This is a genomic window from Microvirga sp. TS319 (assembly GCF_041276405.1).
Taxonomy (GTDB): Bacteria; Pseudomonadota; Alphaproteobacteria; order Rhizobiales; family Beijerinckiaceae; genus Microvirga.
Map to the genome: position 1 here is coordinate 2,678,771 of NZ_JBGGGT010000002.1, position 23,730 is coordinate 2,702,500.

Consider the following 23,730-nt stretch of genomic DNA (forward strand, 5'->3'; position numbering starts at 1 on the left):
ATGCGGGTGCGTCCATTCCTCATCGTTCCGATCGCCCTGGCTCTCTCGGGATGCACCGGCTGGCAATCCGCCCTGGATCCCCATGGTCCCCATGCCGACGCTCTCTCGCGGCTCTTCTGGATCTTCCTTGCGATCCTGGGCACGATCTGGACGGCGACGATCCTCATGCTCCTCCTGGCGTTGCGCCGCAGGCGCGCTCCGGATGCGGATCCGCTCATGACCCGGCCGGGCACGGAGCGGCGCATGACCATCGTCGTCTCCTGCGCGGTCGCGCTCACGGTCATGACAGTCATGTCCCTGGCCGTCGTGAGCTACGGCGCCCAAAGGGTGCTGTTCGCGCACCGGGACGGGCCGCTCACCCTGCTGGTCACGGGCCAGCAATTCTGGTGGAAGGTGCAATACGAGGACGCCTCGCCCGCCCGCACCTTCACGACCGCCAACGAGATCCACATTCCGGTCGGCGAGAAGGTGCTGATCAAGCTCGAGGCCGGCGACGTCATCCATTCCTTCTGGGTGCCGAGCCTCAACGGGAAGATGGACGCCATTCCCGGACGCCAGAACGAGATCGAGATCCAGGCGGACCGGCCGGGAATCTATCGCGGACAATGCGCCGAGTTCTGCGGCTGGCAGCATGCCCATATGGGGCTCATCATCGTGGCCGAGAGCAGGCAGGATTTCGAGCGCTGGCGCGACGGGCAGATCGCCGCGGCGCGGGCGCCCGACGATCCCGAGGCGCAGAAGGGCATGGAGGTCTTCATGACCAAGCCCTGCATCATGTGCCACGAGATCCGCGGCACCTCCGCCGGCGGCAAGGTCGCGCCCGACCTTACCCATGTGGGCAGCCGCCAGTATATCGGCGCGGGCACCCTTCCCACGACACGCGGCAACATCGCCGCCTGGATCATCGATCCGCAGCGGATCAAGCCGGGCGTGCACATGCCCCTCATCCAACTCGCGCCGGAGGAGATTCAGCCGCTGGCCATCTATCTGGAGAGCCTGAAGTGAGCGATCTTGCTGCCGGCAAGGACGAGTTGCGCGACACCGATCTGAGCGATGCCGAACTGTCGGCGCGGCTTGCCAAGACCTGGGGCACGGCCAGGGGGATCATCGGCGCGCTTTCCACGGTCGACCACAAGATCATCGGCCGCCGCTACATCTTCACGGCCATCTTCTTCCTTTTTCTCGGCGGTCTCGCGGCGATCGTCATGCGCCTGCAGCTCGCGCGGCCCGAGAACCAGCTGATCGGCCCCGATCTCTACAATCAGATCTTCACCATGCACGGCACGACGATGATGTTTCTCTTCGGCGTGCCGATCGGCGAGGCCTTCGCGGTCTATCTCGTGCCCCTCATGGTCGGCACCCGCAACATCGCCTTCCCGCGCCTCAACGCCTATTCCTACTACGTCTATCTGGCGGGCGGCCTGATGGTCTGGTTCGCCTTCATGCTCAATACAGGGCCCGATGCCGGCTGGTTCTCCTACGTTCCCCTGTCGGGACCGGAGAACGCGCCCGGCAAGCGCGTCGATTTCTGGGCCCAGATGATCACCTTCACGGAGGTCTCCGGCCTTGCGGTCGCGGTGCAGGTCATCGTGACGGTGTTCAAGCAGCGCGCGCCCGGCATGACCCTCGACCGCATTCCGCTCTTCGTCTGGGCGGAGTTGATCAACGCCTTCATCATCGTCTTTTCCCTGCCGGCCGTCGTGACCGCCTCGGCGATGCTGATGATGGACAGGCTCGTGGGCACCCATTTCTTCAACCCGGCGGAAGGCGGGGATGCGCTCCTTTACCAGCACCTGTTCTGGTTCTTCGGGCATCCGGAGGTCTACATCATCTTCATCCCGGCCACGGGCTGGGTCTCGGCCATCGTGGTCACGTTCTCGCGGCGGCAGGCCTTCGGCTACCTTCCCCTCGTGCTCTCGATGATCTCAGTGGGCTTTCTCTCGTTCGGCCTGTGGGTGCACCACATGTTCACCACGGGCCTGCCCCAGCTCGGAGCGAGCTTCTTCACCGCTTCCAGCATGCTGATCGCCATTCCCAACGGCATTCAGATCTTCTGCTGGATCGCGACCCTCTGGGACGGGCGGCCGGTCTTCCGCACCCCGCTTCTCTTCGTCATCGGCTTCTTCTTCATCTTCGTGCTGGGCGGGCTCTCCGGCATCATGCTGGCTTCCGTGCCGCTCGATACGCAGGTTCACGACACCTACTTCGTGGTGGCGCATTTCCACTACGTTCTCATCGGCGGAAACGTGTTCCCGCTGCTCGGCGCCGTCTATTACTGGTTCCCGAAATTCACCGGGCGCATGATGAGCGAGCGCCTCGGCAAGTGGAACTTCTGGCTTGCCTTCGTCGGCTTCAACCTGGCGTTCTTCCCCATGCACATCACCGGGCTCATGGGCATGCCCCGCCGGGTCTACACGTATCAGCCGGAGATGGGCTGGAGCACCTACAATCTGCTCTCCACCATCGGGGCGCTCGTTCTGTTCGTAAGCTTCGTCGTGTTCCTCTACAACATGATCGCGAGCGCGCGCCGGGGGCCTCTCGCGGGAGACAATCCCTGGGACGCGGGCACCCTCGAATGGGCCACCGCGTCGCCGCCGCCTCCCCAGAACTTCAACCGGATTCCCTTCGTGATCAATCGCGAGCCGCTCTGGGCCGAACGCGAGAAGCTGCCCGTGGCGACGGGGCTTGCCGTCGAGAAGCGCGAACTCGTCGTCACGACGATCTCCGAAGCCAGGGCCGATCTGCGCGAGAGCTCTCCCGAGCCCTCGATCTGGCCGCTCCTGGCCGCGATCGCCACCACGATCGCCTTCGTGGGCTCGATCTTCACGCCCTGGGCCGTGGTGTGGGGCGGCCTGCTGGTGGCCTTCACGCTGGTCGGATGGTTCTGGCCGAAGAACAACAAGGAGGACGAGGCATGAGGCATCAACCCGTCCAGGATCTCTCCGCCCTGCCCGATCACGCCTACGGCCCCCGCATGACGACCTGGTGGGGCACCCTGGCCTTCTGCGCCGTGGAAGGCATGGGCTTCGCGATGGTGATCGGGGCGTATCTCTATCTCGCCTTCATCAATCCGCAATGGCCGCTGAGCGCCCCCGCACCGGGATTGCTCTGGTCCGGTCTCTTCACCCTGGTGCTGCTCGCGAGCGTCTGGCCGAACCACCTCGCCGGAAAAAGCGGGAAGCGACAGGACCTTCCCAAGGTCCGTCTCTATCTCGTCATCATGAGCGTGATCGGCGTCGTGCTGCTCGTCATCCGCTATTTCGAGTTCTTCAGCCTGCACGTGCGCTGGGACCAGAACGGTTATGGCTCGGTCGTGTGGCTGCTGCTCGGCCTGCACACGCTGCACGTCCTGACGGATCTCGGCGACACCATCGTCCTGACCGTCCTCATGTTCACCCGCCATGGGCACGGCAAGCGCTTCAGCGACGTGGGGGACAATGCCTTCTACTGGAACTTCGTCGTGCTCACATGGCTTCCGATCTACGCCATTCTCTACTGGGTTCCGAGGATGTGAGGCGCTCATGATGGCCGCTCTTCGCACAGGCATTCCGTCGGCCGGGATCTTCCTCGGGCCTCTGGCCTGGCTCATCAACACGCAGCTCAATTACGCCCTCGTGCCCTGGATCTGCGCCCATCAGGTCAGGCTCGTTCCCGTCGTCTCCGTCGCGGCTGCGCTTGTGAGCCTCGTGGGAGGGCTTCTGTCCTGGCGCGCCTTCAGGCTATCGCCCATCACGCCGCCTTCCGACAGCACGGGCGCCGGGCGCCCTCACCGCTTCACGGCTCTCGCCGGCATGGCGATCGCGGCCCTGTTCACGGCCGTCATCGTTCTCCAGGGCGTGGCCGGGCTCATGTTCCATGGGTGCGAGCGATGAGCATCCTGCTGGCATGCTTCATCCTTCTCGTCCCGACGGGCGCCCTCGCCCATGGCGGTGCTCATCACCTCCCCTCGCCATGGGCTCTCGAGACCTGGGTCGCGGCGGCTCTCTTCGCCTCGGCGGCTCTTTACCTGACGGGCATCGTCCGCCTCTGGCGCAAGGCCGGGATCGGACGCGGCGTCCGCTCATGGCAGTTCTGCTGCTTCCTGATCGGATGGACCCTTCTCGCCGTCGCCCTCGTCTCACCCGTTCACGCCCTGGGCGAGCGGCTCTTTACGGCGCACATGATCGAGCATGAGATCCTCATGGCGGTCTCCGCCCCGCTCCTGGTGATGGCGCGGCCCATCGCGGGAATGCTGTGGGCCCTGCCTCCGGGCGGACGGCGCATCGCCGGGACAATCGAGCGCAACCGGATCATCGCCCGCATCTGGTCGTTCCTCATCGATCCTGCCGTGGCGACGCTCATCCACGGCATCGCCATCTGGATCTGGCACGTGCCGATCCTGTTCAATGCGGCGCTGGCGAACCCTGTCGTTCATGGGCTGCAGCACATCAGCTTCTTCGCCACGGCGATCCTGTTCTGGTGGGCGCTTCTGCGCGGAAGGGCCCGCGTGCGCGGCTACGGCGTGGCGGCGTTCTACCTTTTCCTCACCGCGCTTCATTCGGGATTTCTCGGCATCCTGATTTCCCTGACGAAGACGCCGACCTATCCCGGCCAGACCGCCGCCGCTCCGGAATGGGGGCTCAGCCCTCTCGAAGATCAGCAGCTTGCGGGGCTGATCATGTGGATTCCGGCGGGCGTCGTTTACGCGGCCGCCTCCCTCGTCATGATGGGGATCTGGATCCATCGGTCGAGCACCCTGTCCGCCCCGGGAGGAGCCCATGCCTCGCTTCCTCGGTAAATTGGCCTTCACGGCTCTCGGCGCTCTCGCGGTCGGCTATTCCCTCGTCAAGCGGTCGAGACAGCCGCGCGGCACCAGACGACGCTCCACGCGAGAGGCCGCCTTCATCCCCTTCGTCGAGACGCCCTACGGGCTCCCGCGCAGCGCCGCGATCGGGTTCGTTCTTCTGCTCATCGCGGTTGCCGCGGGCTATGCGGCCCATGCCTATCGGGACATGCGCCAGCGCGAGCAGCGGGCGGAGCGCATGACCGGAGGCGACATCACCCGCGCCGCGGCCCACGTCGTGCGCTATGGCTGCGCCGGATGCCACACCATTCCCGGCATCTCCCGCGCCAACGGCCTCGTCGGCCCCCCGCTCGACAGCATCTCCCGGCGCATCTATGTCGCGGGCATGCTGCCGAACTCTCCGGAGAACCTGATCCGCTGGATCGTCAACCCGCGCGACGTGAACCCGAAGACCGCCATGCCGGTGACCGGAATATCGGAGGACGAGGCGAGGGACGTGGCGGCCTATCTCTACTCGCTCCGGTAACGGCCATCGCGGCCCGGGAACACCGGGGAAGGCGGGCTCGTTGGCCGTTCATGTCCTGGCTCGTGCAACCCCGCCTCGTGAACGATCCCTTCGGCGATCCCGGCGCCTATCTCGATTTCCGGTTCGGACGCCGGGCGATCCTGTTCGATCTGGGAGACGTGAGCGCCCTCTCCTCGCGCGAGTTGCTGCGGGTGAGCCATGTGTTCGTGTCCCATACCCATGTCGACCATTTCGCCGGGTTCGACCGGCTGTTCAGGCTGTGCCTCCACCGTGCCTCGCCGCTCGTCCTGATCGGCCCGCCGGGCTTCACGGATCGGATCGAGCACCGGATCCGCAGCTTCACCTGGAACCTGCTCGACGAGAACTCGGTCGATTTCGGCCTCCGGGCCATGGATTACGACGGCTCCCGCCTCGTGAAGGCGGCCGAGTTCCACGCCCGCGAAGCCTTCGCCCGGCGCGACGTGCAGGCGCCGCGATTCGCGGAGGGTCTCGCATGGGCGGAAGCCGACTTCGTGATCGAGGCGGTTGCCCTGGATCACGGCATTCCATCGCTCGCCTTCGCCTTGCGGGAGGTCATGCAGGTGAATGTCTGGCGTGGCGTTCTGGCCGAGATGGGATTGCCGCCGGGGCCCTGGCTGAACGAGGCGAAGCAGGCCGTCCGCCGTGGCCTGCCGGACGATCATCCGATCCGCGTGCCGGACGGCAGGCTTCTCGGGCTCGGAGAGCTGAAGCATCGCGCCCTGCGCCTGGCTCCGGGCCAGGTGGTCGCCTACGTCACCGACGCCGCGCCGCATGCGGAAAACGGCGCCAGGATCCGGCGGTTGGCGAAGGACGCGGATCAGCTCTTCATCGAGGCCGTGTTTCTCGAAAGCGACCGGCCCCTTGCCGAAGCCTCGCGCCATCTGACCGCATGGGAAGCGGGCTCTCTCGCCCGCGAGGCCAACGTGCGGCGCGTGACGCCGTTCCACCATTCGGCGCGCTACATCGCCGAACCCGATGCGCTTCGGCAGGAACTCGCCGAGAGTTTTCAGGCCGGCGAAGCACGGTCCCTGACGGCTTGATCGGATTACCGCGCCCCGAACACCGCGGCATGGATCTGCTCCGGGTCCGGACGTTTCTTCGATTGGAACCGCAGGACCCGATAGCCGCAGGATTTGAGGATCTGGTCGCGCCTGGCGTCGCGCTTCGCATCGTGCGAGCGATCATCGAGCTCGATCAGGGCGATCACCTCCATGTCGCGGGCGATCGCCCAGTCGACGCGGGCGTTGGAGATCTGCTTGAACGCGACCCAGAAGGTGCGGCTGCCCTCCCGCGCGTCGGGCCTCACGAGAGCCAGAAGCGGCACCTGCGGCCAGATCTCGCAATCGGGAAGCGCCTGGAGCAGGCGCTGATAGAATTCGCGCTCGTTGGCGGTCATGACCGACGTGCGGCGATAGCGGACGCGGCGCACCCAGACCAGCGCGACGAGGAACGCCAGGACGAGCAGCGCGATGCCGCCCATCCATGCCCAGGACATATTCTCAACCATCGCCCCCTCCCGATCTTAAGGCTCGGCTCCATGAAACCGAGCCGTGTGGTCCTGCGTCTTCTTATTGCCAGGTCGAAGCCTTGGGGAGAGTGAAGATGGACCTCAATCGTCGCGCCTTTGTGCTGGGCGTTCCAGCCGCAGCCGTCTGTTCGAGCCTTCCGGCCGCTCCGAGCCTCGCTCAACAGCCGGCGCCCCATTCGTCCTATCGGGCGATCTACGCTCCCGTCGAGAACGACCTCTATCCGGTTCCGGGGATCGACCTATCGCGGATTAATCCCAATTACCTTCGCCGGGTCGTCGCCTATGACAGGGACGAGGAGCCCGGCACCATCGTGATCGATCCTCAAACCCGCTATCTTTACCTCGTCCTGAGGGACGGCATGGCGGTCCGCTACGGCGTCGGCGTCGGACGCTCCGGCTTCAGCTGGTCGGGCACGGCCGTCATCAAGGACAAGCAGGAATGGCCCGACTGGTACCCGCCCAAGGAGATGTTCGGACGCCAGCCCGAGCTGATGAGGCAGATGGGCGATCTGCCCGGAGGTCCCGGCATGCCCGGAGGTCCCGGCAATCCCCTGGGCGCCCGCGCCATGTATCTCTGGCAGGGTAACAAGGATACGCTCTATCGCATTCACGGCACCTTCGAGCCCTGGACCATCGGCACGAACGTCTCGTCCGGCTGCATCCGCATGATCAACCAGGATGCGATCGACCTCTACAACCACACGCCTCTCGGCACGAAAGTGGTAGTTCTCGGTTCGGGAAGCCGGCGCGGGCCGCATACCGCACGGGCAACGTAGCGCGCGAACGAAGTATTAAGCCTATTTTTGCCATGGTTGACCGCCACACCTCTCGTAAGGGTAGCGGGATAAAACCAAAATGCGGGACATCACGGACCGACCGGAACGGTCGTTCGGCAAATATCGTGCGGCGGGTGTGCTCGCGGACAATTGCGGGCACGTCAGGAAAACGAGCCTAAAGATTGCTTATCTTCTTGCCGGAGCGGCTAGTCTTCTTGCCCTGTACCCTTGGAACACGATCGTGCAGGCGGAGGGCGAGACCCGGACCCTGAGCTTCGTCCACACGCATCGCCAGGACAGCCTCACCATCACGTTCCGCAAGAACGGGCAATATGACGAGCAGGCCCTGACCCAGCTCAACTGGTTCCTGCGGGACTGGCGCAACGACAAGCCCGCGCGCATGGATCCGCGGCTCTTCGACGTTCTGTGGGAGGTCTATCAAGAGTCCGGATCGCGGCAGCCCATCCACATCATCTCGTCCTACCGCTCGCCCGAGACGAACTCAGCCCTGCGCGCCCGGTCCAGCGGGGTGGCGGAGAACAGCCAGCACATGCTCGGCAAGGCCATGGACATCCGCCTGCCCGACGTCTCCACCGAGCGCCTTCGGGAAGTTGCCATGCGCCTGCAATACGGCGGCGTCGGCTATTACGCCTCGTCCAACTTCGTGCATGTGGACACGGGCAATGTCCGCGCCTGGCCGCGCATGTCGCAGCAGCAGCTCGCGCGCCTCTTCCCGGACGGAAAGACCGCTCACCTTCCTGCCAACGGCAAGCCGCTTCCCGGCTACGAGCAGGCCAGGGTCGAGATTGCCTCCCGCAACGCCGCCCTCGCCCAGCAGGCTTCGGCGGGCGGCGGCTCCATCGGCACGGTTCTGGCGAATGTCTTTGGACGGAAGACGCCGCCGCAGGCCCCTGCCCAGCAGCAGCCGGTCCAGGTCGCTTCGGCTGCGCCTGAGGCCGTTGCGCCGCCCGCGCCCCTGCCGCCCCAGCGGCCGCAGGATCTCATGCCTCAAGCGGCGCCGCAGGTCATGCCTCGGGTCGCGTCCTTCGATCCGCCGGTACCGCCCGCCCGGATCGCACTCGCGGCGCAGCCGAGCGGCAGACCCGCGGCCTCCTTCGAGCCGATTCTGGGCTACAACGTGAGGGCCGCCGTCCGTTCGCTCTTCGAGCCCAAGACCGCATGGCTCGACAATGGGTTCTCGGCGGAGACGCTCGGCGAGCTGACCACCGGGCGCTTCACGGGCCCGGCGATCAAACCTCTTCCACGGCTCGAGCAACGGCCTCCCAGGAACATCTGGGCCAATGCCGGCTAGAGCCTTTTCCGCAAAAGTGGATGCCGGTTTTGCGAAGAAAAGGCGTCTTTCTCAAACAACAAGAGCCTTTTCCATGAACCGAAGTTCATGGAAAAGGCTCTAGCGCATCGTGCGAAAAAGTGGACCCGGTTTTTCGCACGATGCGCTGTTCTATAGTGGGAGCATCGGATTCGATCCCAAAAGTGGATTCCACTTTTCACGTCCGATGCTCTAACGGGCTCCGATCGGATCAGATGGCCGCCGCGAAGACGGCGAGCGAGGCGACCGTGAAGACGAGCACCCCGATCCCGGCGATGATCCAGCGGACGGGAAGCGGCGTCTCATCCGTGGCCTGAGGCGGCTGCGGAACCGGTGGAGCCTTCGGCGGAAGCGCAGGTCTCGCGTTCGGCGCGCTGCGCTTCGCCCGCGGCCCGGGAAAGGGGATGATCTGAGCGCTGTGCCGGGGGGCCGGTGTCGGTTTCGGGCGGTCTGGAAGCAAACCCTTCTCGAGTTCGACCGGAATGCCTGTTTCCTCAAGATGAACCACGACCAGCGCGATCTCTTCCGCGCTCATGCGCTCGATGGGAAGGCCGGCGCGAAGGTCCGCCGTCGTGAGATGTCCGCGCTCCCGCCCGAGGGAGACCAAACGGCCCAGAATGTCGCTGTCGAATGCCGGCTGCATGAGGACATCACCTCAAGGTTCCACAAGGCTTAACAGCCTAACGCCGCAATCTGGCGTGGCGTTGCACGCGATGGAAGAATGTCCGGCGACATTTTTCAGGAGTGGCCGCTCGCCTCCCGCCGGTTCAGTTCTTCGTTGCGCCGGAGGCCTCCTGAAGCGCCTCCTTCTGCTGCCGGACCTGCTCGGAGAGCTGCTCGGCGATCGCGGCGAGTCGGGCTGCCGCCACGTCCTTTCCGAGCACCTCGACCTGACCGGCGAGGCCGACGGTGAGCAGGGACTCGAAGATGATGTCGGCCGGCAGGCCCTTCTTGATCAGCTCGATGGCGAGCTTCTGCCATTGGTCGGCGAGCTGGATGCGGAGAGCGGAGGTGTCATCGGTCATGGTCTGATCCATACACGATCGGGCGCATCCTGTCCCCGGCAATCGTCCCGGGCAGGAACGTCGGACAGGAGCCTGTCACGCAGCTTACATGGAACGATTCTAAGGCAGTCTCGTCACAGGAGACGGAGAAGCCAAATGGACGAGCACAAGGGCCGCCTTCGCGCGAGCGAGCTGGAAGATTCGGGCGATGTCGGCATCAACCCGACGGCAAACCTCACGATGGGCGAGATCATCGCCACGCGCTTCAACCGGCGCGATCTTCTGCGGGGCTCGCTCGCCGTGGCGGCGATTTCCGCCACGGTCGGAACCAGAGCCCTGGCGGCGAACGAGCAGCCGGCCAGGAAGGCACAGGCGGGGTCCTTCGATTTCGCCGAGATCGAAGCCGGTGTCGACCAGACCCACCACGTGGCCGAGGGCTACGACGCCCAGGTGCTGCTGCGCTGGGGCGATCCGATTTTCCCGGATGCCCCTGAATTCGATCCCATGAACCAGACGGCCGAACGTCAGGCCCGCCAGTTCGGCTACAACAGCGACTTCATCGGCTTCATCCCGCTCGACGGTTCGAGCGACCGCGGTCTCCTCGTGGCGAACCACGAATATACCAACGAGGAGCTCATGTTTGCCGGCGTCGGCATCCAGGATTCCAAGGACGCCGATTTCGCCAAGATGACGAAGGAGCTGGTGGATATCGAGATCGCGGCCCATGGCGGCGCCGTCGTCGAAATCCGCCGCGTCGACGGCAAGTGGCAGGTGGCCAAGGATTCCAGGTACAACCGCCGCATCACCGCCGACACACCCATGGAGATCACGGGACCGGCTGCCGGACACGAGCGCATGAAGACCGCCGCCGATGCGGGCGGCCGGCAGGTTCGCGGCATGGTCAACAACTGCGCCGGCGGCGTCACTCCCTGGGGCACCTGGCTGAGCTGCGAGGAAAACTTCAACGGCTATTTCTGGGGCAAGGTCGGCGACGGCCATCCCGAGGCCAGGAACTACAAGCGCTACGGCATCGGCACGCCCGCCTATGCCTGGGGCAAGTTCTACGACCGTTTCGATCTCGCCAAGGAACCCAACGAAGCCAACCGCTTCGGCTGGGTCGTCGAAATCGATCCCTTCGATCCGAACTTCGTGCCGAAGAAGCGCACGGCGCTCGGACGCACCAAGCACGAAGGCGCGGCGGGCATCACCAACCGCGACGGCCGCTACGTGATCTATCTCGGCGACGACGAGCGCTTCGACTACGTGTACAAGTTCGTCACGGCCGGAAAGGTCGATCCGCAGAACAGAGCCGCGAATTTCGGGCTGCTCGACGAGGGAACCCTCTATGTCGCCAAGTACAACGCGGACGGCACGGGGACATGGTTGCCGGTGATCCATGGACAGGGGCCGCTCACCGAAGCGAACGGCTTCAGGAGCCAGGCCGACGTGCTCATCGAGACGCGCCGCGCGGCGGACCTTCTCGGCGCCACCAAGATGGACCGGCCGGAGGACATCGAGGCGAACCCGCGGACGAACCGCGTCTACGTGATGCTCACGAACAACACGCGCCGCAAGGAAGAGCAGGTGGACGCCGCGAACCCGCGCGCCAACAACGCGTTCGGGCATATCGTCGAGATGATGCCGGACGGCGAAGATCACGCCTCGACCGCGTTCAAATGGGAAGTCCTGGTCAAGTGCGGAGACCCTGCAGTGGCTGCCGTGGGCGCGACGTTCTCGTCGGAGACCACCGGGAACGGCTGGTTCGGCATGCCCGACAACTGCGCCATCGACAGCCAGGGCCGCCTCTGGATCGCCACCGACGGCAACAACGCCAAGGCCACGGGCCGCGCCGACGGTCTCTGGGCGCTCGAAACCGAGGGCGAGATGCGCGGAACCTCCAAGCACTTCTTCCGCGTCCCGGTGGGCGCCGAAATGTGCGGCCCCTGCTTCACGCCCAACGACGAGTCGCTGTTCCTGGCGGTGCAGCATCCCGGCGAGCCGGAGGACGGCGTTCAGGCGAGCTTCGAAAACCCGATCACCCGCTGGCCGGATTTCAAGGACGGCGTTCCGCCTCGCCCCTCCGTGCTCGTGATCACCAAGAAGGGCGGTGGCAGGATCGCCTGAAGGATCGCCTGATCCGCGCCATCGTCATTCGACGACTCAAAGGGGCCCTTGCGGCTCCTTTGTTCGTTCAGGGAGCAAGCGGGCCATCGGCCCTCGTGCCGCACTCCGGCGATGTCATCGATAACGGGAACGTACTGGGGAGGGTGAGAGTGGCGCGGGCGACGGGGCTCGAACCCGCGACCTCCGGCGTGACAGGCCGGCACTCTAACCGACTGAGCTACGCCCGCGCATTTTTCTCTTCCACCGCGTCGAACCGAGGCCCGACATTTCCGCTGGGGAGGCCGCGCTGGTACCGGTGATTGGCCGGGCTGTCAAATGTTGTTTTCGTCATCCACAGCCCGGACAAGTTTTTCACAGGGCGGTTCTCGTCGCTCAATCCCGCGTGCTGATGGAAAATACCTCGTACCCTGCCCCATCGAGCACGCGCACCGCCTCGATCTCGGGATCGCGGGATTGCGGCCGGCGGGCGAGCGAGAACACTTTGGCGGCGCGCTCCTTCGCCTTCTCGACGGAATCGGTGCGGACCATGATCCGACGGATCACCCCGCCGCCCGCCTCCTCCGAGGCGATGGTCTCGATGCGAAAAACTTCAACCACGCGGGTGGAACTCCCTTTTGGCGCTGTTTCCACCGAGGTGGAATCAGCTCTCTTTTTTGATCTGTGGCATTTTTTGACGGCGAACCGGATCCACTTCGCCGAAAAATGTTATGGTCCCTCTGCAGACCCGAAGGGCCGCTTCGGCGATGTTCTGCTCCGTTCCTGCGCCCTCTGGCGCTGGAGCTTGTCGAATTTCCTGATCAGGCGATCCCGTCTCAGCCGGGACAGGCGGTCGATCCAGAAGATGCCGTCGAGCTGATCGATCTCATGCTGGTGGCAGACGGCCATCAGACCCTCCGCCTCCTCCTCGCGCTCGTCGCCGTCGAGATCGCGATAGCGCACCCGGACCCGGGCATGCCGCTCGAGTTCGTCCGTGACGCCGGGCATGGAGACGCTTCCCTCCACGTGCCAGATCGTCTCCGGCGAGGCCCGGACGATCTGCGGGTTCACGTATATGCGCGGGGCAGGGTCCGCATCGAGCTGGATCGCCACGAGCCGCTTGAGCACCCCGATATGGGGAGCCGTGATGCCGATGCCAGGAGCCGCCCGCATGGTCTCCGCCAGGTCCCGCGCCAGATCGCGGAGTTCGCCGTCGAAGGCGGCAACGGGCTCCGCCTGCAGACGCAGGCGCGGGTCGGGAAAACGCAGGATGGGACGGATCGCCACAGGCAGGCTCCTCTCGCGCGGGCGTCTTACTTGTACCGGCCGCCGCGCTGCAGCACTTCGATCCTGTAGCCGTCGGGGTCCTGGACGAAGAAGAACTTCGCCAGCCGCTTCTCCTGATGCATGAGTTCCTTGATCGGCATGGGATTCAGGCCGAGCTGCGTCAGGCGGGCATGTTCCGCCTCCAGGTCGTCCACGGAGACGGCAAGATGACCATAACCGTCGCCCAGGGCATAAGGCTCGGTGCGGTCGTGATTGATGGTCAGTTCGAGTTCGAACTCGCTTTCCGGATTGCTCAGATACACCAGCGTGAAGCCGTCGAAGGCGAGACGCTCCGCGACATCCAGGCCGAAAGCCTTGCCGTAGAAGTCTCGCGAGCGCTGCTCGTCCAGAACCCGGATCATCGAATGAATGGCTTTGGCCATGGTGAAACTCTCGTTGAATCGAAGCCTTGAAGAGCGCCGGAGCTCCCAGGAACGGGCGTAGCTCGGTCACAGCCCATAGCGCATCGTGCGAAAAAGTGGACCCGGTTTTTGCAGGAACGATGCGCTGTTCTCTAGTGGGAGCATCGGATCGATCTCAAAAGTGGAATCCACTTTTCACGCCCGAAGTTCTGGTCGAGAAAATGTGAACCTGCCAAGCTTCCCGAAACGGCGCTGGGCGCGGAACCCTGTTTCGGTCCTGATTCTTGACTTGGCACGGAGGCATCACACCCGCAACCCCTTATCGCCTCCGCCAACTCCAAGCCCCGTTCAGCCCGCGTTGGAACGGGGCTTTTTCATGGGCTTTTCCATGGGCTTCTCCATGGCGGATCACTTGTCCAGCATCTGGGCGATCGCACGGATGCGGTTGCGGACATAGCTCGGCAGCCCCGCGCTGATGGAGTTGCCGGTGTTGAAGGAGCTCTTTCCCATGAGCACCTGAACCGGGATGAGATTGCGCAGAACTGGGACGCTCGCGAACTCCTTCTTCTGCTGCAGGACGTCCGTTTCGATGCCCAGCGCCATGAACACGGTCGCGACGGTCTTCGACGGGTCCGCCGGATCGGGCTGAAGGACGGCGAGCAGCTTTCCGAACTGCATCACCTGATTCACGTCGAACAGGGTCTGCTCGAGAACGCCCGCCACCGGTGCATCCATGTTTGTGAGCTTCGCGAGACCCGCCTGATCGATCTCGGTCTGCGGCAGAACCCGGATCTCGCTCTGGAAATCCATGAACTCGGAGATCTTCTTGCCGCCCTCCTCCAATTTGTTGGCGAGCCGGATGCCCACCGGCAGCCTCCCTTCGAGCGGATAGCGGGATTCGATGCACAGGCTTTGCGGGGCCTCGCACCAGCGCCGATCCGGATGACGGTTATGGGCGCTCTTCGGATCGATGTTGGGACGCGCCTGATCGGCCGTGATGCGGTGGTGCCGGATCGACGGATCGAGCTTCTCCACGACGTCGAGGGTCACGAACCGTTTGAGATCGATCGCATCCGCCGGCCGTCCGATGAGAAACCGCGTTTCCACCACGTACATGTGGAGCTTTTCGACATAGGGTTTCTCGATGCCGTGCACCGACACCATGATCCGCGGCTCCACATAGCCGGGAAAGGGGCTCAGGAAGCGTTTCTGCAGCGGCCGCTCCCGGGCCCAGTCCTCGAATTTCATGAGGCCGGTCTCACCGTCCGCGATCTTGTCGGGCGGATGGTCGCTGAACAGGATCGTTCCCGGCTTCATCCGCGCAGGCGCGACCGCCGTGACCGACGGCACCTCCTCGACCCGGAACTCCTCGGCCAAAGCCTGAGACATGGACAGGGAGAGAGCCGCCAGGACGATCAGGCGCCGGCATCGCAGGAGACGTGCTTTCATCAATAGACCCGTTGGTAGCCCCAGGGATAATCGGGATCGACCCGGTGCGGTCGCGAGCGAGGCTCGTCCTCCCACCACCAGCGCTCGCCCGATTCCGGACGGCGCTGCACGGGGCCGTTCTGCCGGAAGGAATCCAGCCAGCTCTGTCCGGGCACGTAAGGCGCGTCCTCATAGGGACTGGATGCGCCGAAATCGTCCCCATCGCTCCAGGGATCGGGATTGCGGAAGGCATAGACCTGGTCCTGGGGCACGAGGCGGTACTGCGTCTCGCTCAGGCGTCCGAACCAGTTCAGCCGGAAATATTCCATGAAGGCTCCGCGCTCCCCGTTCGTGAGCCGGTCACCGGAATTGAGATCGATCGGCAGGGCGACGAGCTGCTTGGCGGCCTGGGGCGATGGCGGGCTCAAGGGCGTTTTGGGAATGTGGGACTTCCACGCGGCCTCCATGATGTCCTTGAAGATCGGGGCCGCCACCTTCGCGCCGGTCTGCCCGCGCCCGAGCGTCCGGCGCTTGCCGTCCGCATTGTCGTGCCCCACCCAGACCGCGACGGTCACGTCGTTCGAGAACCCCACGAACCAGGCGTCGTTCTCGTCGTTCGACGTGCCCGTCTTGCCGCCGACATAGGGAGCGAGCGCCTTCAGGTTGCGCGCGGTGCCCCGCTCCAGGACGCCCTGCAGCATGGATTTCAACTGATAGAAGGCGGCGGCGTCCGCCGAGCCGAGCCGCGCGGGCGATTGCGTCTTGCGGCTGTAGATGCGCCGTCCCTGCTCGTCGATGCTCTCGACGACGTGGGGCACCGGCATGGCCCCCTCGTTGGCGATGGCGGCGTAGAACGCGGCGAGATCGATGATCCGCACCGGCTGCGCGCCGAGCACGAAAGGATAATGCGGCGTGCATTCGAGATAGAGCTGCGCCTCCAGGGCGAGATCGCACACATCCCGCAGGCTTCGCGCCGGATCGGCCTCGATGCCGCCGTCGAGGAGGCGAGCCGTCACGAGGTTCTTCGAGTTCTCGAGCGCCCGCCGCAGCGTGACGATGCCGCCTCCGCCGCCGTCGTAGTTCTTCGGCGACCAGTAGTCCCGCTCCCGTGCGTTGGAGCTGCCGTTCACGGGCGGAAGGGTCACGGGCGCATCCCACACCAGGGTATTGGGCTGCAGACCCTTCGAGAGGGCGGCCAGGTAGACCATCGGCTTGAATGCGGAGCCGGGCTGGCGATGAGCCTGCGTCACGCGGTTGAGCTGGCTCAACGGATAGGAGAAGCCCCCGGCCATTGCGAGGATGCGCCCCGTCCTGTTCTCCAGAACGACCGCCCCGCCCTGCACGCTCGGCGGCACGCGCAGATCGGCGCGGACGGCCCCCTTGCCTCTGGGCTCGACGACGCGCACGCGCACCACGTCATAGAGCTTCAGGTCGCGGCGCGCGGCGTCCCAGGCATTGAGCGGCAGCACGCGTCCGTCCGACAGGCCGACCCGCAGGGCGCCCGCGCCCTTCTTGGTCCCCCGGCCCGTCTCGATCACCACGGCGGCGGGCCAGTGGACGTCGTAGAGCGGCAGCCGCGCATTCGCGAGCGCTCTGCGCCAGGGCGGCGTTCCATCGTCGCTCGCTGCGCCCGCGAGCGCCTTGACGGCCTCCGCGAGATTGGCCTCGGCCGCCTGGAATCGCTGCCGGCCGATGCTCATCTCGTAACGCGCGAGCCCTTCCTGCAGGGCCGCCTCGGTCTCCTGCTGCAGGTCCGCGTTGATCGTCGAGCGCACCGTATAGGAGCTTGCCGTCAGGCTTTCGATGCCCGCGAGGCTGCGGGCGTCGCGCTTGAGATGATCGACGAAATAGAAGCCGCCGTCGCGGCGCGGACGCTGGAAGGGAATGCGCGGCGGCAGGGCGGCGATCGCCTGCCGGACCTGTTCGGCGTCGAGGAAACCATCCTCCTGCATGCGGCTCAGCACATAGGCCATGCGGTCTCGCGCGCGTTCGGGCTGCGTGTCCGGGTTGTAGTAGTTGGGGCCCTTCGCCAGCCCTGCGAGAAGCGCGCCCTCCGCCACGGAGAGTGCTTTCGCGCTCTTTCCGAAATAGCTTTGAGCCGCCATTTCGATGCCCCAGGAGTTGCGCCCCAGATAGATGGAGTTGAGATAGATCTCCAGGATCTCCGCCTTGCTAAGGAGCTTCTCGGCGCGGGTGGCGACGATCATCTCGCGCATCTTGCGATCGTAGGTCACGTCGTCGCCGACGAGGAGGTTCTTGGCCACCTGCTGCGTGATGGTGGAGCCGCCGGCCGGCCGGCCGGGATCGGTGAGATTGTTCATGAAGGCGCGGATCACCCCGCGTTCGTCGACGCCCGAATGCTGGTAGAACCGCTTGTCCTCGGCCGAGACGAAAGCCTGCTGGACCGATTTCGGAATATCCGCCAGCGGCACCCACATGCGCCGGTGATCGGGCTCGTACACTTCCGCGAAACGCCGGCCGTTGCCGTCCAGGATCACGCTGACGCCGGGCAGCCTGAGGCCTTTCAGCTGCCCTGCGTCGGGAAGGTCGGCCACGGCCTTGTTGTAATAGGCGATCACTTCGCCGAGATCGACGGGCGAGGGCTCCACCGTCTCGTTCTTGCAGAACAGCCGGTAGCTCGCGTGCAGATCGCCGAAGCTCAGTCCCTGGAGGATCTTGAGGTCGCCGGCGACCGCCTGCGGATCGTCCATGGCGGTCGTGATCAGATCGTCGAGATTGATGTCCTCGATGTCGAAGGCGCGCCGCATATGGGCACAGCCCTGCTTGAGGATTCCGGCCACCTCCTCGCGGTCCTGGACGGGATCGAAGGATGTCTTCACCGCCTCCGGGGTCACCAGAACCTGGCTCAAGGTGAGAGCCGTCGCGAAAATCTTGACGAGGATTGCGCTCATTCCGCCGCCATCATGGAACGACCCCGCTCATCCGAAAGCCCGGTCCGCGATGAAACGGACCGGCAGGCCGCCGGCCCCCTCACCCTGTCGGAAGAAGGCTGAATGAAAGCTCGATAGTACGGCTGTTTTAGGACCGGCATGCGAGTCCATATGGAGCGCAAAAGCCAGGCTTCCCAGCCTGGCCGATCATATTTTCCGCCCTAGAGCATCGGGCGTGAAAAGTGGATTTGCACTTTTGGGATTCTCTCCGTTGCTCCCTTCTGAGAGGAGCGCATCGTGCGGACCCGAAGGGCCGCACGATGCGCTAGCCCCGCCCGACGAACGGCATCTTCGTGGCCATGACCGTCATGGTGAGCACGTTGGCCTCCAGGGGCAGGCCCGCCATGTAGACGACGGCCTCCGCCACGTGGGCGGGATCGATGGTCGGCTCCGCCATGACCGTGCCGTTCGGCTGCAGGACGCCCGTCGACATCCGCGCCGTCATGTCGGTGGCCGCATTGCCGATGTCGATCTGCCCGCAGGCGATGTCGTAGGCGCGGCCGTCGAGCGAAGTCGATTTGGTCAGGCCCAGGATCGCGTGCTTGGTCGCCGTATACGGTGCCGAGAAGGGACGCGGCGCATAGGCCGAGACGGAGCCGTTATTGATGATCCGCCCGCCTCGCGGGTCCTGTGCCTTCATGATCCTGAATGCTTCCTGCGTGCAGAGGAAGGCGCCGGTCAAGTTGGTGTCCACGACGCTGCGCCATTGCTCCAGCGTCAGATCCTCGAGCGGCACCGGCGGCGCGCCGATTCCCGCGTTGTTCACGAGCAGATCGAGCCTCCCGAACGTGTCCTTCACCTTCGCGAACAAGGCCTTGACCGAAGCCGGGTCCGCCACGTCGGCGGCGATCAGGAGAGGCGTCCCGCCGATCTCCGCGGCCGCCTTCTCGAGCGCCTCCTGACGGCGGCCGGCCATCGCAACGTGATACCCCTGCTTCAGCAGGGCGGCGGAGATCGCCTTCCCGACGCCCGTGCCGGCGCCGGTGACGATGGCGACCTTGGAATTCTTGCTCATGTTTTTCTCCTTGTGGAACCGGCCAAGCTTTTTCGCGTTCGCATTCTGCCAATCGGAAAGGAGTCCGTCATGCGCAATCGTGTCCTACGCCCGGCCGCCACTCTGGCCGTGATCACCCTTCCCCTCGCTCTCGCGGCCTGCCAGAGCGGAACCGCTACGGGCGCCGCGGGCGGAGCCGTCACGGGCGCCCTCGTCGGCGGCCCGATCGGTGCCGCCGTGGGCGGCGTTGCGGGTGCCGCCGTCGGCGCCGCTTTGTCCCCCGAGGAGACAACGCGCGTCCACACCTATGCGGTCGCCCAGCGCCGTCCGTCCATCCGCGTCGCCGAGGACGTGGTCGTCGGCCAGCCACTTCCGCCGCGCGTGCGCCTCTACCCCGTTCCGCGGAGCGTCGGCCTCTCCAACCCCTACAGCTATACGATCGTCAACGATCGCACCGTTCTCGTCGATCCTCAGACCCGCACCATCGTCCAGGTTATCGAGTGACGCCTCCCGCTCTCTCTTGAGTCCTGCTCTCCTTTGAATAAGGCAGCCTCGCAGGCCGCCTTATTCCTGCCCCCTCGACGGGTCCTTCCATTCGTTCGTCCACGGCCGGGGGCTGCCTTCATTACATGCGCCGAAACGGCGCCTCGCGACATCCCCCTCCCCCCTCCTCTCTCCGAGCACGACATCCTGATGCCGTGCGGTGCGAGGCGGCGGGGCCTGTGATTCTCCGCTTGCATAAAGCTGCGGATTGCTTATATCGGCGCAACCCGGCGCGACGGCCCCTGCGGCCTCGCGCTGGTCTTTTTTTTCCGGATCACGCGGCGACCGGCCCGGGCAGCGATGCCCGGAGCGGGTGAAGCCGTGCCGGAACCGGCGCTGAGGTCACTCGGCGTCGGCCTGAACCATGAGCCCTGAGTGTCCGCGGGTTGATCTGCGGGCCTTGCGGCTCCTCTGGCGGCAAATCCCGAGTATTGGTCGAGGTCTCGTGGGACGTTCGACGGTGCAGCCTGGGCGCCCTGCGGTGTCCGGGCGCGGTTTTGCTTGGCCTGTGCGATGACGGGCCCGACGAACACTGCAAACGGCTTTCGACTTTCTTTGCGAATGCCGGTTGACGCAAGCGGGACGATCGGTTAGACACCTGTTCATCGGCGGCGGCCCTGGGGGCGCTGCCCGGGCGGGCGCTCTTCGGGGCGGGTCGCTTCCGGCCTTCGGGTTGGGTTTTGCTCTTTGACAAGTGAAGAAGGAAGAAGAAGCGCAGGCGGCGGTGTCCTTGCGGCGGCCCTTTGGGGCTGCTTTGAACAAGACATCGACCATGGTCTTGCGCTTTTGGTGAGTACACCGCTCTGGCTTTGGCCGGAGTGAGAGGTGCTCTGTCAATTTTGCGTTTTCAAGACGAACAGTCGAGATCGAATTCTGAAGTTCAACTTGAGAGTTTGATCCTGGCTCAGAACGAACGCTGGCGGCAGGCTTAACACATGCAAGTCGAACGCATCCTTCGGGGTGAGTGGCAGACGGGTGAGTAACGCGTGGGAACGTGCCCTTCAGTTCGGAATAACCCAGGGAAACTTGGGCTAATACCGGATACGTGCGAGAGCAGAAAGATTTATCGCTGAAGGATCGGCCCGCGTCTGATTAGCTGGTTGGTGGGGTAATGGCCCACCAAGGCGACGATCAGTAGCTGGTCTGAGAGGATGATCAGCCACATTGGGACTGAGACACGGCCCAAACTCCTACGGGAGGCAGCAGTGGGGAATATTGGACAATGGGGGCAACCCTGATCCAGCCATGCCGCGTGAGTGATGACGGCCTTAGGGTTGTAAAGCTCTTTCGGCGGGGACGATAATGACGGTACCCGCAGAAGAAGCCCCGGCTAACTTCGTGCCAGCAGCCGCGGTAATACGAAGGGGGCTAGCGTTGTTCGGAATCACTGGGCGTAAAGGGCGCGTAGGCGGCTTTGTAAGTCGGGGGTGAAAGCCTGTGGCTCAACCACAGAATTGCCTTCGATACTGCAAGGCTTGAGACCGGAAGAGGTTAGTGGAACTGCGAGTGTAGAGGTGAAATTCGTAGATATTCGCAAGAACACCAGTGGCGAAGGCGGCTGACTGGTCCGGATCTGACGCTGAGGCGCGAAAGCGTGGGGAGCAAACAGGATTAGATACCCTGGTAGTCCACGCCGTAAACGATGAATGCCAGCCGTTGGCGAGCTTGCTCGTCAGTGGCGCAGCTAACGCTTTAAGCATTCCGCCTGGGGAGTACGGTCGCAAGATTAAAACTCAAAGGAATTGACGGGGGCCCGCACAAGCGGTGGAGCATGTGGTTTAATTCGAAGCAACGCGCAGAACCTTACCAGCCTTTGACATGTCCGGTGTGGGGAGTGGAGACATTCTCCTTCAGTTCGGCTGGCCGGAACACAGGTGCTGCATGGCTGTCGTCAGCTCGTGTCGTGAGATGTTGGGTTAAGTCCCGCAACGAGCGCAACCCTCGCCCCTAGTTGCCATCATTAGGTTGGGCACTCTAGGGGGACTGCCGGTGATAAGCCGCGAGGAAGGTGGGGATGACGTCAAGTCCTCATGGCCCTTACGGGCTGGGCTACACACGTGCTACAATGGCGGTGACAATGGGCAGCGAACCCGCGAGGGGGAGCTAATCCCAAAAAGCCGTCTCAGTTCAGATTGCACTCTGCAACTCGAGTGCATGAAGGCGGAATCGCTAGTAATCGTGGATCAGAACGCCACGGTGAATACGTTCCCGGGCCTTGTACACACCGCCCGTCACACCATGGGAGTTGGTCTTACCCGACGGCGCTGCGCCAACCGCAAGGAGGCAGGCGACCACGGTAGGGTCAGCGACTGGGGTGAAGTCGTAACAAGGTAGCCGTAGGGGAACCTGCGGCTGGATCACCTCCTTTCTAAGGATGTTCTCTTGATTGGGTGCTCCTGTTCTCGAACAGGCTGTCGCTCACATCGGAACGCTTGGAACATACAGGGTCAAGTCAGACCCTATTTTGCGGGACGCTGCCGTCTTCGCTTCTTCTTCTCCGGAAAACCCTGCCGTTTAACGGCGGATCGGGCCTGTAGCTCAGGTGGTTAGAGCGCACCCCTGATAAGGGTGAGGTCGGACGTTCGAGTCGTCCCAGGCCCACCATTGTCAACGGGGCCTTAGCTCAGCTGGGAGAGCGGTAGCTTTGCAAGCTTCAGGTCGTCGGTTCGATCCCGACAGGCTCCACCATTGCTTTGGTGCGATGGTGGTGATGGGTGGTTCCGGAATTCTGCGCGCTTGGGGCGCGCGGGATCTTGTCGAATTCGGGCCCTCCCCTCTTGTGGGGGAGCGGCGCGGATGTTTGAAATCGTAAAGAGGCGGCATATTCGGCCAGCGGGCAACCTAGTCCCGCGAACCAGCCCTGGCCCGCAGCCAGGTGCGCCGGATATGCTTTGGCAAGCAAAACATGTCTTTGGAGCAATCCGAAGACAGGTCTTTCTTTTGGGTCGATGGCCGCTGCCGAGCGGACATCGATCATGAGAGTAATCAAGTGTCGTAAGAGCATCTGGTGGATGCCTTGGCGCTGAGAGGCGATGAAGGACGTGGTACGCTGCGATAAGTCTTGGGGAGCTGCGAACGAGCTTTGATCCAAGAATCTCCGAATGGGGAAACCCACCTTCGACCCTTTGTATTGTGACGACATCCTTTGGGTGGCGTTGCACTACGGAGGGTCTGATGAAGGTATTAGGCCCTGAATTCATAGGGGTTTAAAGCGAACCCAGGGAACTGAAACATCTAAGTACCTGGAGGAAAGGACATCAATTGAGACTCCGTTAGTAGTGGCGAGCGAACGCGGACCAGGCCCATGCCAACCTGATCGTCATCGGAACTGTTTGGAAAAGCAGGCATGATGGGTGATAGCCCCGTACGAGTCAGTGAGAGGGTTGGATTTGAGTAGGGCGGGACACGTGAAATCCTGTCTGAACATGGGGGGACCACCCTCCAAGCCTAAGTACTCCTCAGCGACCGATAGTGAACCAGTACCGTGAGGGAAAGGTGAAAAGCACCCCGACGAGGGGAGTGAAACAGTACCTGAAACCGGATGCTTACAAACAGTCGGAGCCCAAGGTTCGTCCTGGGTGACGGCGTACCTTTTGTATAATGGGTCAGCGACTTAAAGTAACGAGCAAGCTTAAGCCGGTAGGTGGAGGCGCAGCGAAAGCGAGTCTGAACAGGGCGTTTTGAGTTCGTTGCTTTAGACCCGAAACCGGGTGATCTAGCCATGAGCAGGTTGAAGGTGCGGTAACACGCACTGGAGGACCGAACCGGTGCCTGTTGAAAAAGTCTCGGATGACTTGTGGCTAGGGGTGAAAGGCCAATCAAACTCGGAAATAGCTGGTTCTCCGCGAAAGCTATTTAGGTAGCGCCTCGCGTGAATCCCCCAGGGGGTAGAGCACTGGATGGGCTAGGGCCGCCCACAGCGGTACCAAACCTAACCAAACTCCGAATACCTGGGAGGACTGCGCGGGAGACACACGGCGGGTGCTAACGTCCGTCGTGGAGAGGGAAACAACCCTGACCTACAGCTAAGGCCCCCAATTCGTGGCTAAGTGGGAAAG

Annotated in this window: 21 protein-coding genes, 3 tRNA genes and 2 rRNA genes (1 of these 26 running past the window's edge); 15 read left to right on the forward strand and 11 right to left on the reverse strand. The window is 63.9% G+C overall.

The window, feature by feature from the left end:
- From coxB to AB8841_RS22055, 7 genes are read left to right on the forward strand one after another with little or no spacing between them, the layout of a single operon-like run.
- A complete protein-coding gene (gene coxB / locus AB8841_RS22025) occupies positions 1-1,005 on the forward strand; it encodes a cytochrome c oxidase subunit II (RefSeq protein ID WP_370439342.1) in 1,005 nt (334 codons plus the stop codon).
- Positions 1,002-2,918, forward strand: a complete 1,917-nt coding sequence (gene ctaD, locus AB8841_RS22030; protein ID WP_370437926.1) for a cytochrome c oxidase subunit I — start codon at positions 1,002-1,004, stop codon at positions 2,916-2,918. The genes coxB and ctaD overlap by 4 nt, the downstream gene beginning before the upstream one ends.
- The gene (locus AB8841_RS22035; protein ID WP_370437927.1) at positions 2,915-3,514 is read left to right on the forward strand and encodes a heme-copper oxidase subunit III; all 600 of its coding nucleotides are present in this window, start codon (positions 2,915-2,917) and stop codon (positions 3,512-3,514) included. Before ctaD ends, AB8841_RS22035 begins: the two co-directional genes overlap by 4 nt.
- A 7-nt stretch (positions 3,515-3,521) precedes the next feature.
- Positions 3,522-3,872, forward strand: a complete 351-nt coding sequence (locus tag AB8841_RS22040; protein ID WP_370437928.1) for a hypothetical protein — start codon at positions 3,522-3,524, stop codon at positions 3,870-3,872.
- A complete protein-coding gene (locus AB8841_RS22045; RefSeq protein WP_370437929.1) occupies positions 3,869-4,777 on the forward strand; it encodes a cytochrome c oxidase assembly protein in 909 nt (302 codons plus the stop codon). Before AB8841_RS22040 ends, AB8841_RS22045 begins: the two co-directional genes overlap by 4 nt.
- Positions 4,758-5,309, forward strand: a complete 552-nt coding sequence (locus AB8841_RS22050; protein ID WP_370437930.1) for a cytochrome c family protein — start codon at positions 4,758-4,760, stop codon at positions 5,307-5,309. The genes AB8841_RS22045 and AB8841_RS22050 overlap by 20 nt, the downstream gene beginning before the upstream one ends.
- A 50-nt stretch (positions 5,310-5,359) precedes the next feature.
- Positions 5,360-6,370, forward strand: coding sequence for a ribonuclease Z (locus AB8841_RS22055; RefSeq protein ID WP_370437931.1), 1,011 nt, complete (start codon positions 5,360-5,362; stop codon positions 6,368-6,370).
- Between the two features lie 5 nt (positions 6,371-6,375).
- Here AB8841_RS22055 and AB8841_RS22060 read toward each other — a convergent pair whose 3' ends face one another.
- A complete protein-coding gene (locus AB8841_RS22060) occupies positions 6,376-6,837 on the reverse strand; it encodes a DUF2726 domain-containing protein (protein ID WP_370437932.1) in 462 nt (153 codons plus the stop codon).
- Between the two features lie 95 nt (positions 6,838-6,932).
- Between AB8841_RS22060 and AB8841_RS22065 the strand changes: the two genes are divergently transcribed.
- Together AB8841_RS22065 and AB8841_RS22070 are read left to right on the forward strand one after the other, a co-directional pair.
- Positions 6,933-7,634 carry a L,D-transpeptidase gene (locus AB8841_RS22065; RefSeq protein ID WP_370437933.1) on the forward strand — a complete coding sequence of 234 codons (702 nt, stop codon included), beginning with the start codon at positions 6,933-6,935 and terminating at the stop codon, positions 7,632-7,634.
- Between the two features lie 79 nt (positions 7,635-7,713).
- The gene (locus tag AB8841_RS22070; RefSeq protein WP_370437934.1) at positions 7,714-8,946 is read left to right on the forward strand and encodes a DUF882 domain-containing protein; all 1,233 of its coding nucleotides are present in this window, start codon (positions 7,714-7,716) and stop codon (positions 8,944-8,946) included.
- Between the two features lie 229 nt (positions 8,947-9,175).
- Here the strand turns inward: AB8841_RS22070 and AB8841_RS22075 are convergent, their stop codons facing one another.
- Positions 9,176-9,607, reverse strand: coding sequence for an RNA polymerase sigma factor region1.1 domain-containing protein (locus AB8841_RS22075; RefSeq protein ID WP_370437935.1), 432 nt, complete (start codon positions 9,605-9,607; stop codon positions 9,176-9,178).
- Between the two features lie 124 nt (positions 9,608-9,731).
- On the reverse strand, positions 9,732-9,989 hold the full coding sequence (locus AB8841_RS22080) for a hypothetical protein (protein WP_370437936.1): 258 nt from the start codon (positions 9,987-9,989) through the stop codon (positions 9,732-9,734).
- Positions 9,990-10,124: 135 nt separating this feature from the next.
- On the opposite strand from AB8841_RS22080, the gene AB8841_RS22085 reads away from it, so the two are divergent.
- A complete protein-coding gene (locus tag AB8841_RS22085) occupies positions 10,125-12,092 on the forward strand; it encodes a PhoX family phosphatase (RefSeq protein ID WP_370437937.1) in 1,968 nt (655 codons plus the stop codon).
- Positions 12,093-12,242: 150 nt separating this feature from the next.
- Here AB8841_RS22085 and AB8841_RS22090 read toward each other — a convergent pair.
- The 7 genes from AB8841_RS22090 to AB8841_RS22120 form a co-directional block, all read right to left on the reverse strand.
- A tRNA-Asp gene (locus tag AB8841_RS22090) sits at positions 12,243-12,319 on the reverse strand.
- 145 nt (positions 12,320-12,464) lie between these two features.
- The gene (locus AB8841_RS22095; protein WP_370437938.1) at positions 12,465-12,689 is read right to left on the reverse strand and encodes a hypothetical protein; all 225 of its coding nucleotides are present in this window, start codon (positions 12,687-12,689) and stop codon (positions 12,465-12,467) included.
- Positions 12,690-12,797: 108 nt separating this feature from the next.
- Complete coding sequence (locus AB8841_RS22100) at positions 12,798-13,355, reverse strand: peptide deformylase (protein ID WP_370437939.1); 558 nt, start codon at positions 13,353-13,355, stop codon at positions 12,798-12,800.
- A 26-nt stretch (positions 13,356-13,381) separates the two neighbouring features.
- Positions 13,382-13,777, reverse strand: a complete 396-nt coding sequence (locus tag AB8841_RS22105; RefSeq protein ID WP_370437940.1) for a VOC family protein — start codon at positions 13,775-13,777, stop codon at positions 13,382-13,384.
- A 387-nt stretch (positions 13,778-14,164) separates the two neighbouring features.
- Positions 14,165-15,205, reverse strand: coding sequence for a hypothetical protein (locus AB8841_RS22110; RefSeq protein WP_370437941.1), 1,041 nt, complete (start codon positions 15,203-15,205; stop codon positions 14,165-14,167).
- Positions 15,205-18,096, reverse strand: coding sequence for a penicillin-binding protein 1A (locus AB8841_RS22115; protein WP_370437942.1), 2,892 nt, complete (start codon positions 18,094-18,096; stop codon positions 15,205-15,207). The genes AB8841_RS22110 and AB8841_RS22115 overlap by 1 nt, the downstream gene beginning before the upstream one ends.
- Positions 18,097-18,400: 304 nt before the next feature.
- Positions 18,401-19,150: an SDR family oxidoreductase gene (locus AB8841_RS22120; RefSeq protein ID WP_370437943.1), complete on the reverse strand. Its 750-nt coding sequence runs from the start codon at positions 19,148-19,150 to the stop codon at positions 18,401-18,403.
- 69 nt (positions 19,151-19,219) lie between these two features.
- Between AB8841_RS22120 and AB8841_RS22125 the strand changes: the two genes are divergently transcribed.
- The 4 genes from AB8841_RS22125 (at position 19,220) to AB8841_RS22140 (ending at position 22,360) form a co-directional block, all read left to right on the forward strand.
- Positions 19,220-19,633 carry a DUF1236 domain-containing protein gene (locus AB8841_RS22125; RefSeq protein WP_370437944.1) on the forward strand — a complete coding sequence of 138 codons (414 nt, stop codon included), beginning with the start codon at positions 19,220-19,222 and terminating at the stop codon, positions 19,631-19,633.
- 920 nt (positions 19,634-20,553) lie between these two features.
- Positions 20,554-22,040, forward strand: a 16S ribosomal RNA gene (locus AB8841_RS22130).
- A 159-nt stretch (positions 22,041-22,199) separates the two neighbouring features.
- Positions 22,200-22,276, forward strand: a tRNA-Ile gene (locus tag AB8841_RS22135).
- 8 nt (positions 22,277-22,284) lie between these two features.
- Positions 22,285-22,360: transfer RNA gene (locus AB8841_RS22140), tRNA-Ala, on the forward strand.
- Here the strand turns inward: AB8841_RS22140 and AB8841_RS22145 are convergent.
- Positions 22,326-22,649, reverse strand: a complete 324-nt coding sequence (locus AB8841_RS22145; protein WP_370433915.1) for a hypothetical protein — start codon at positions 22,647-22,649, stop codon at positions 22,326-22,328. The genes AB8841_RS22140 and AB8841_RS22145 overlap by 35 nt on opposite strands.
- 6 nt (positions 22,650-22,655) lie before the next feature.
- Between AB8841_RS22145 and AB8841_RS22150 the strand changes: the two genes are divergently transcribed.
- Positions 22,656-23,730, forward strand: a 23S ribosomal RNA gene (locus tag AB8841_RS22150); it runs 1,734 nt beyond the window's last position.
- The 16S and 23S rRNA genes sit together here with 2 tRNA genes alongside, the layout of an rRNA operon.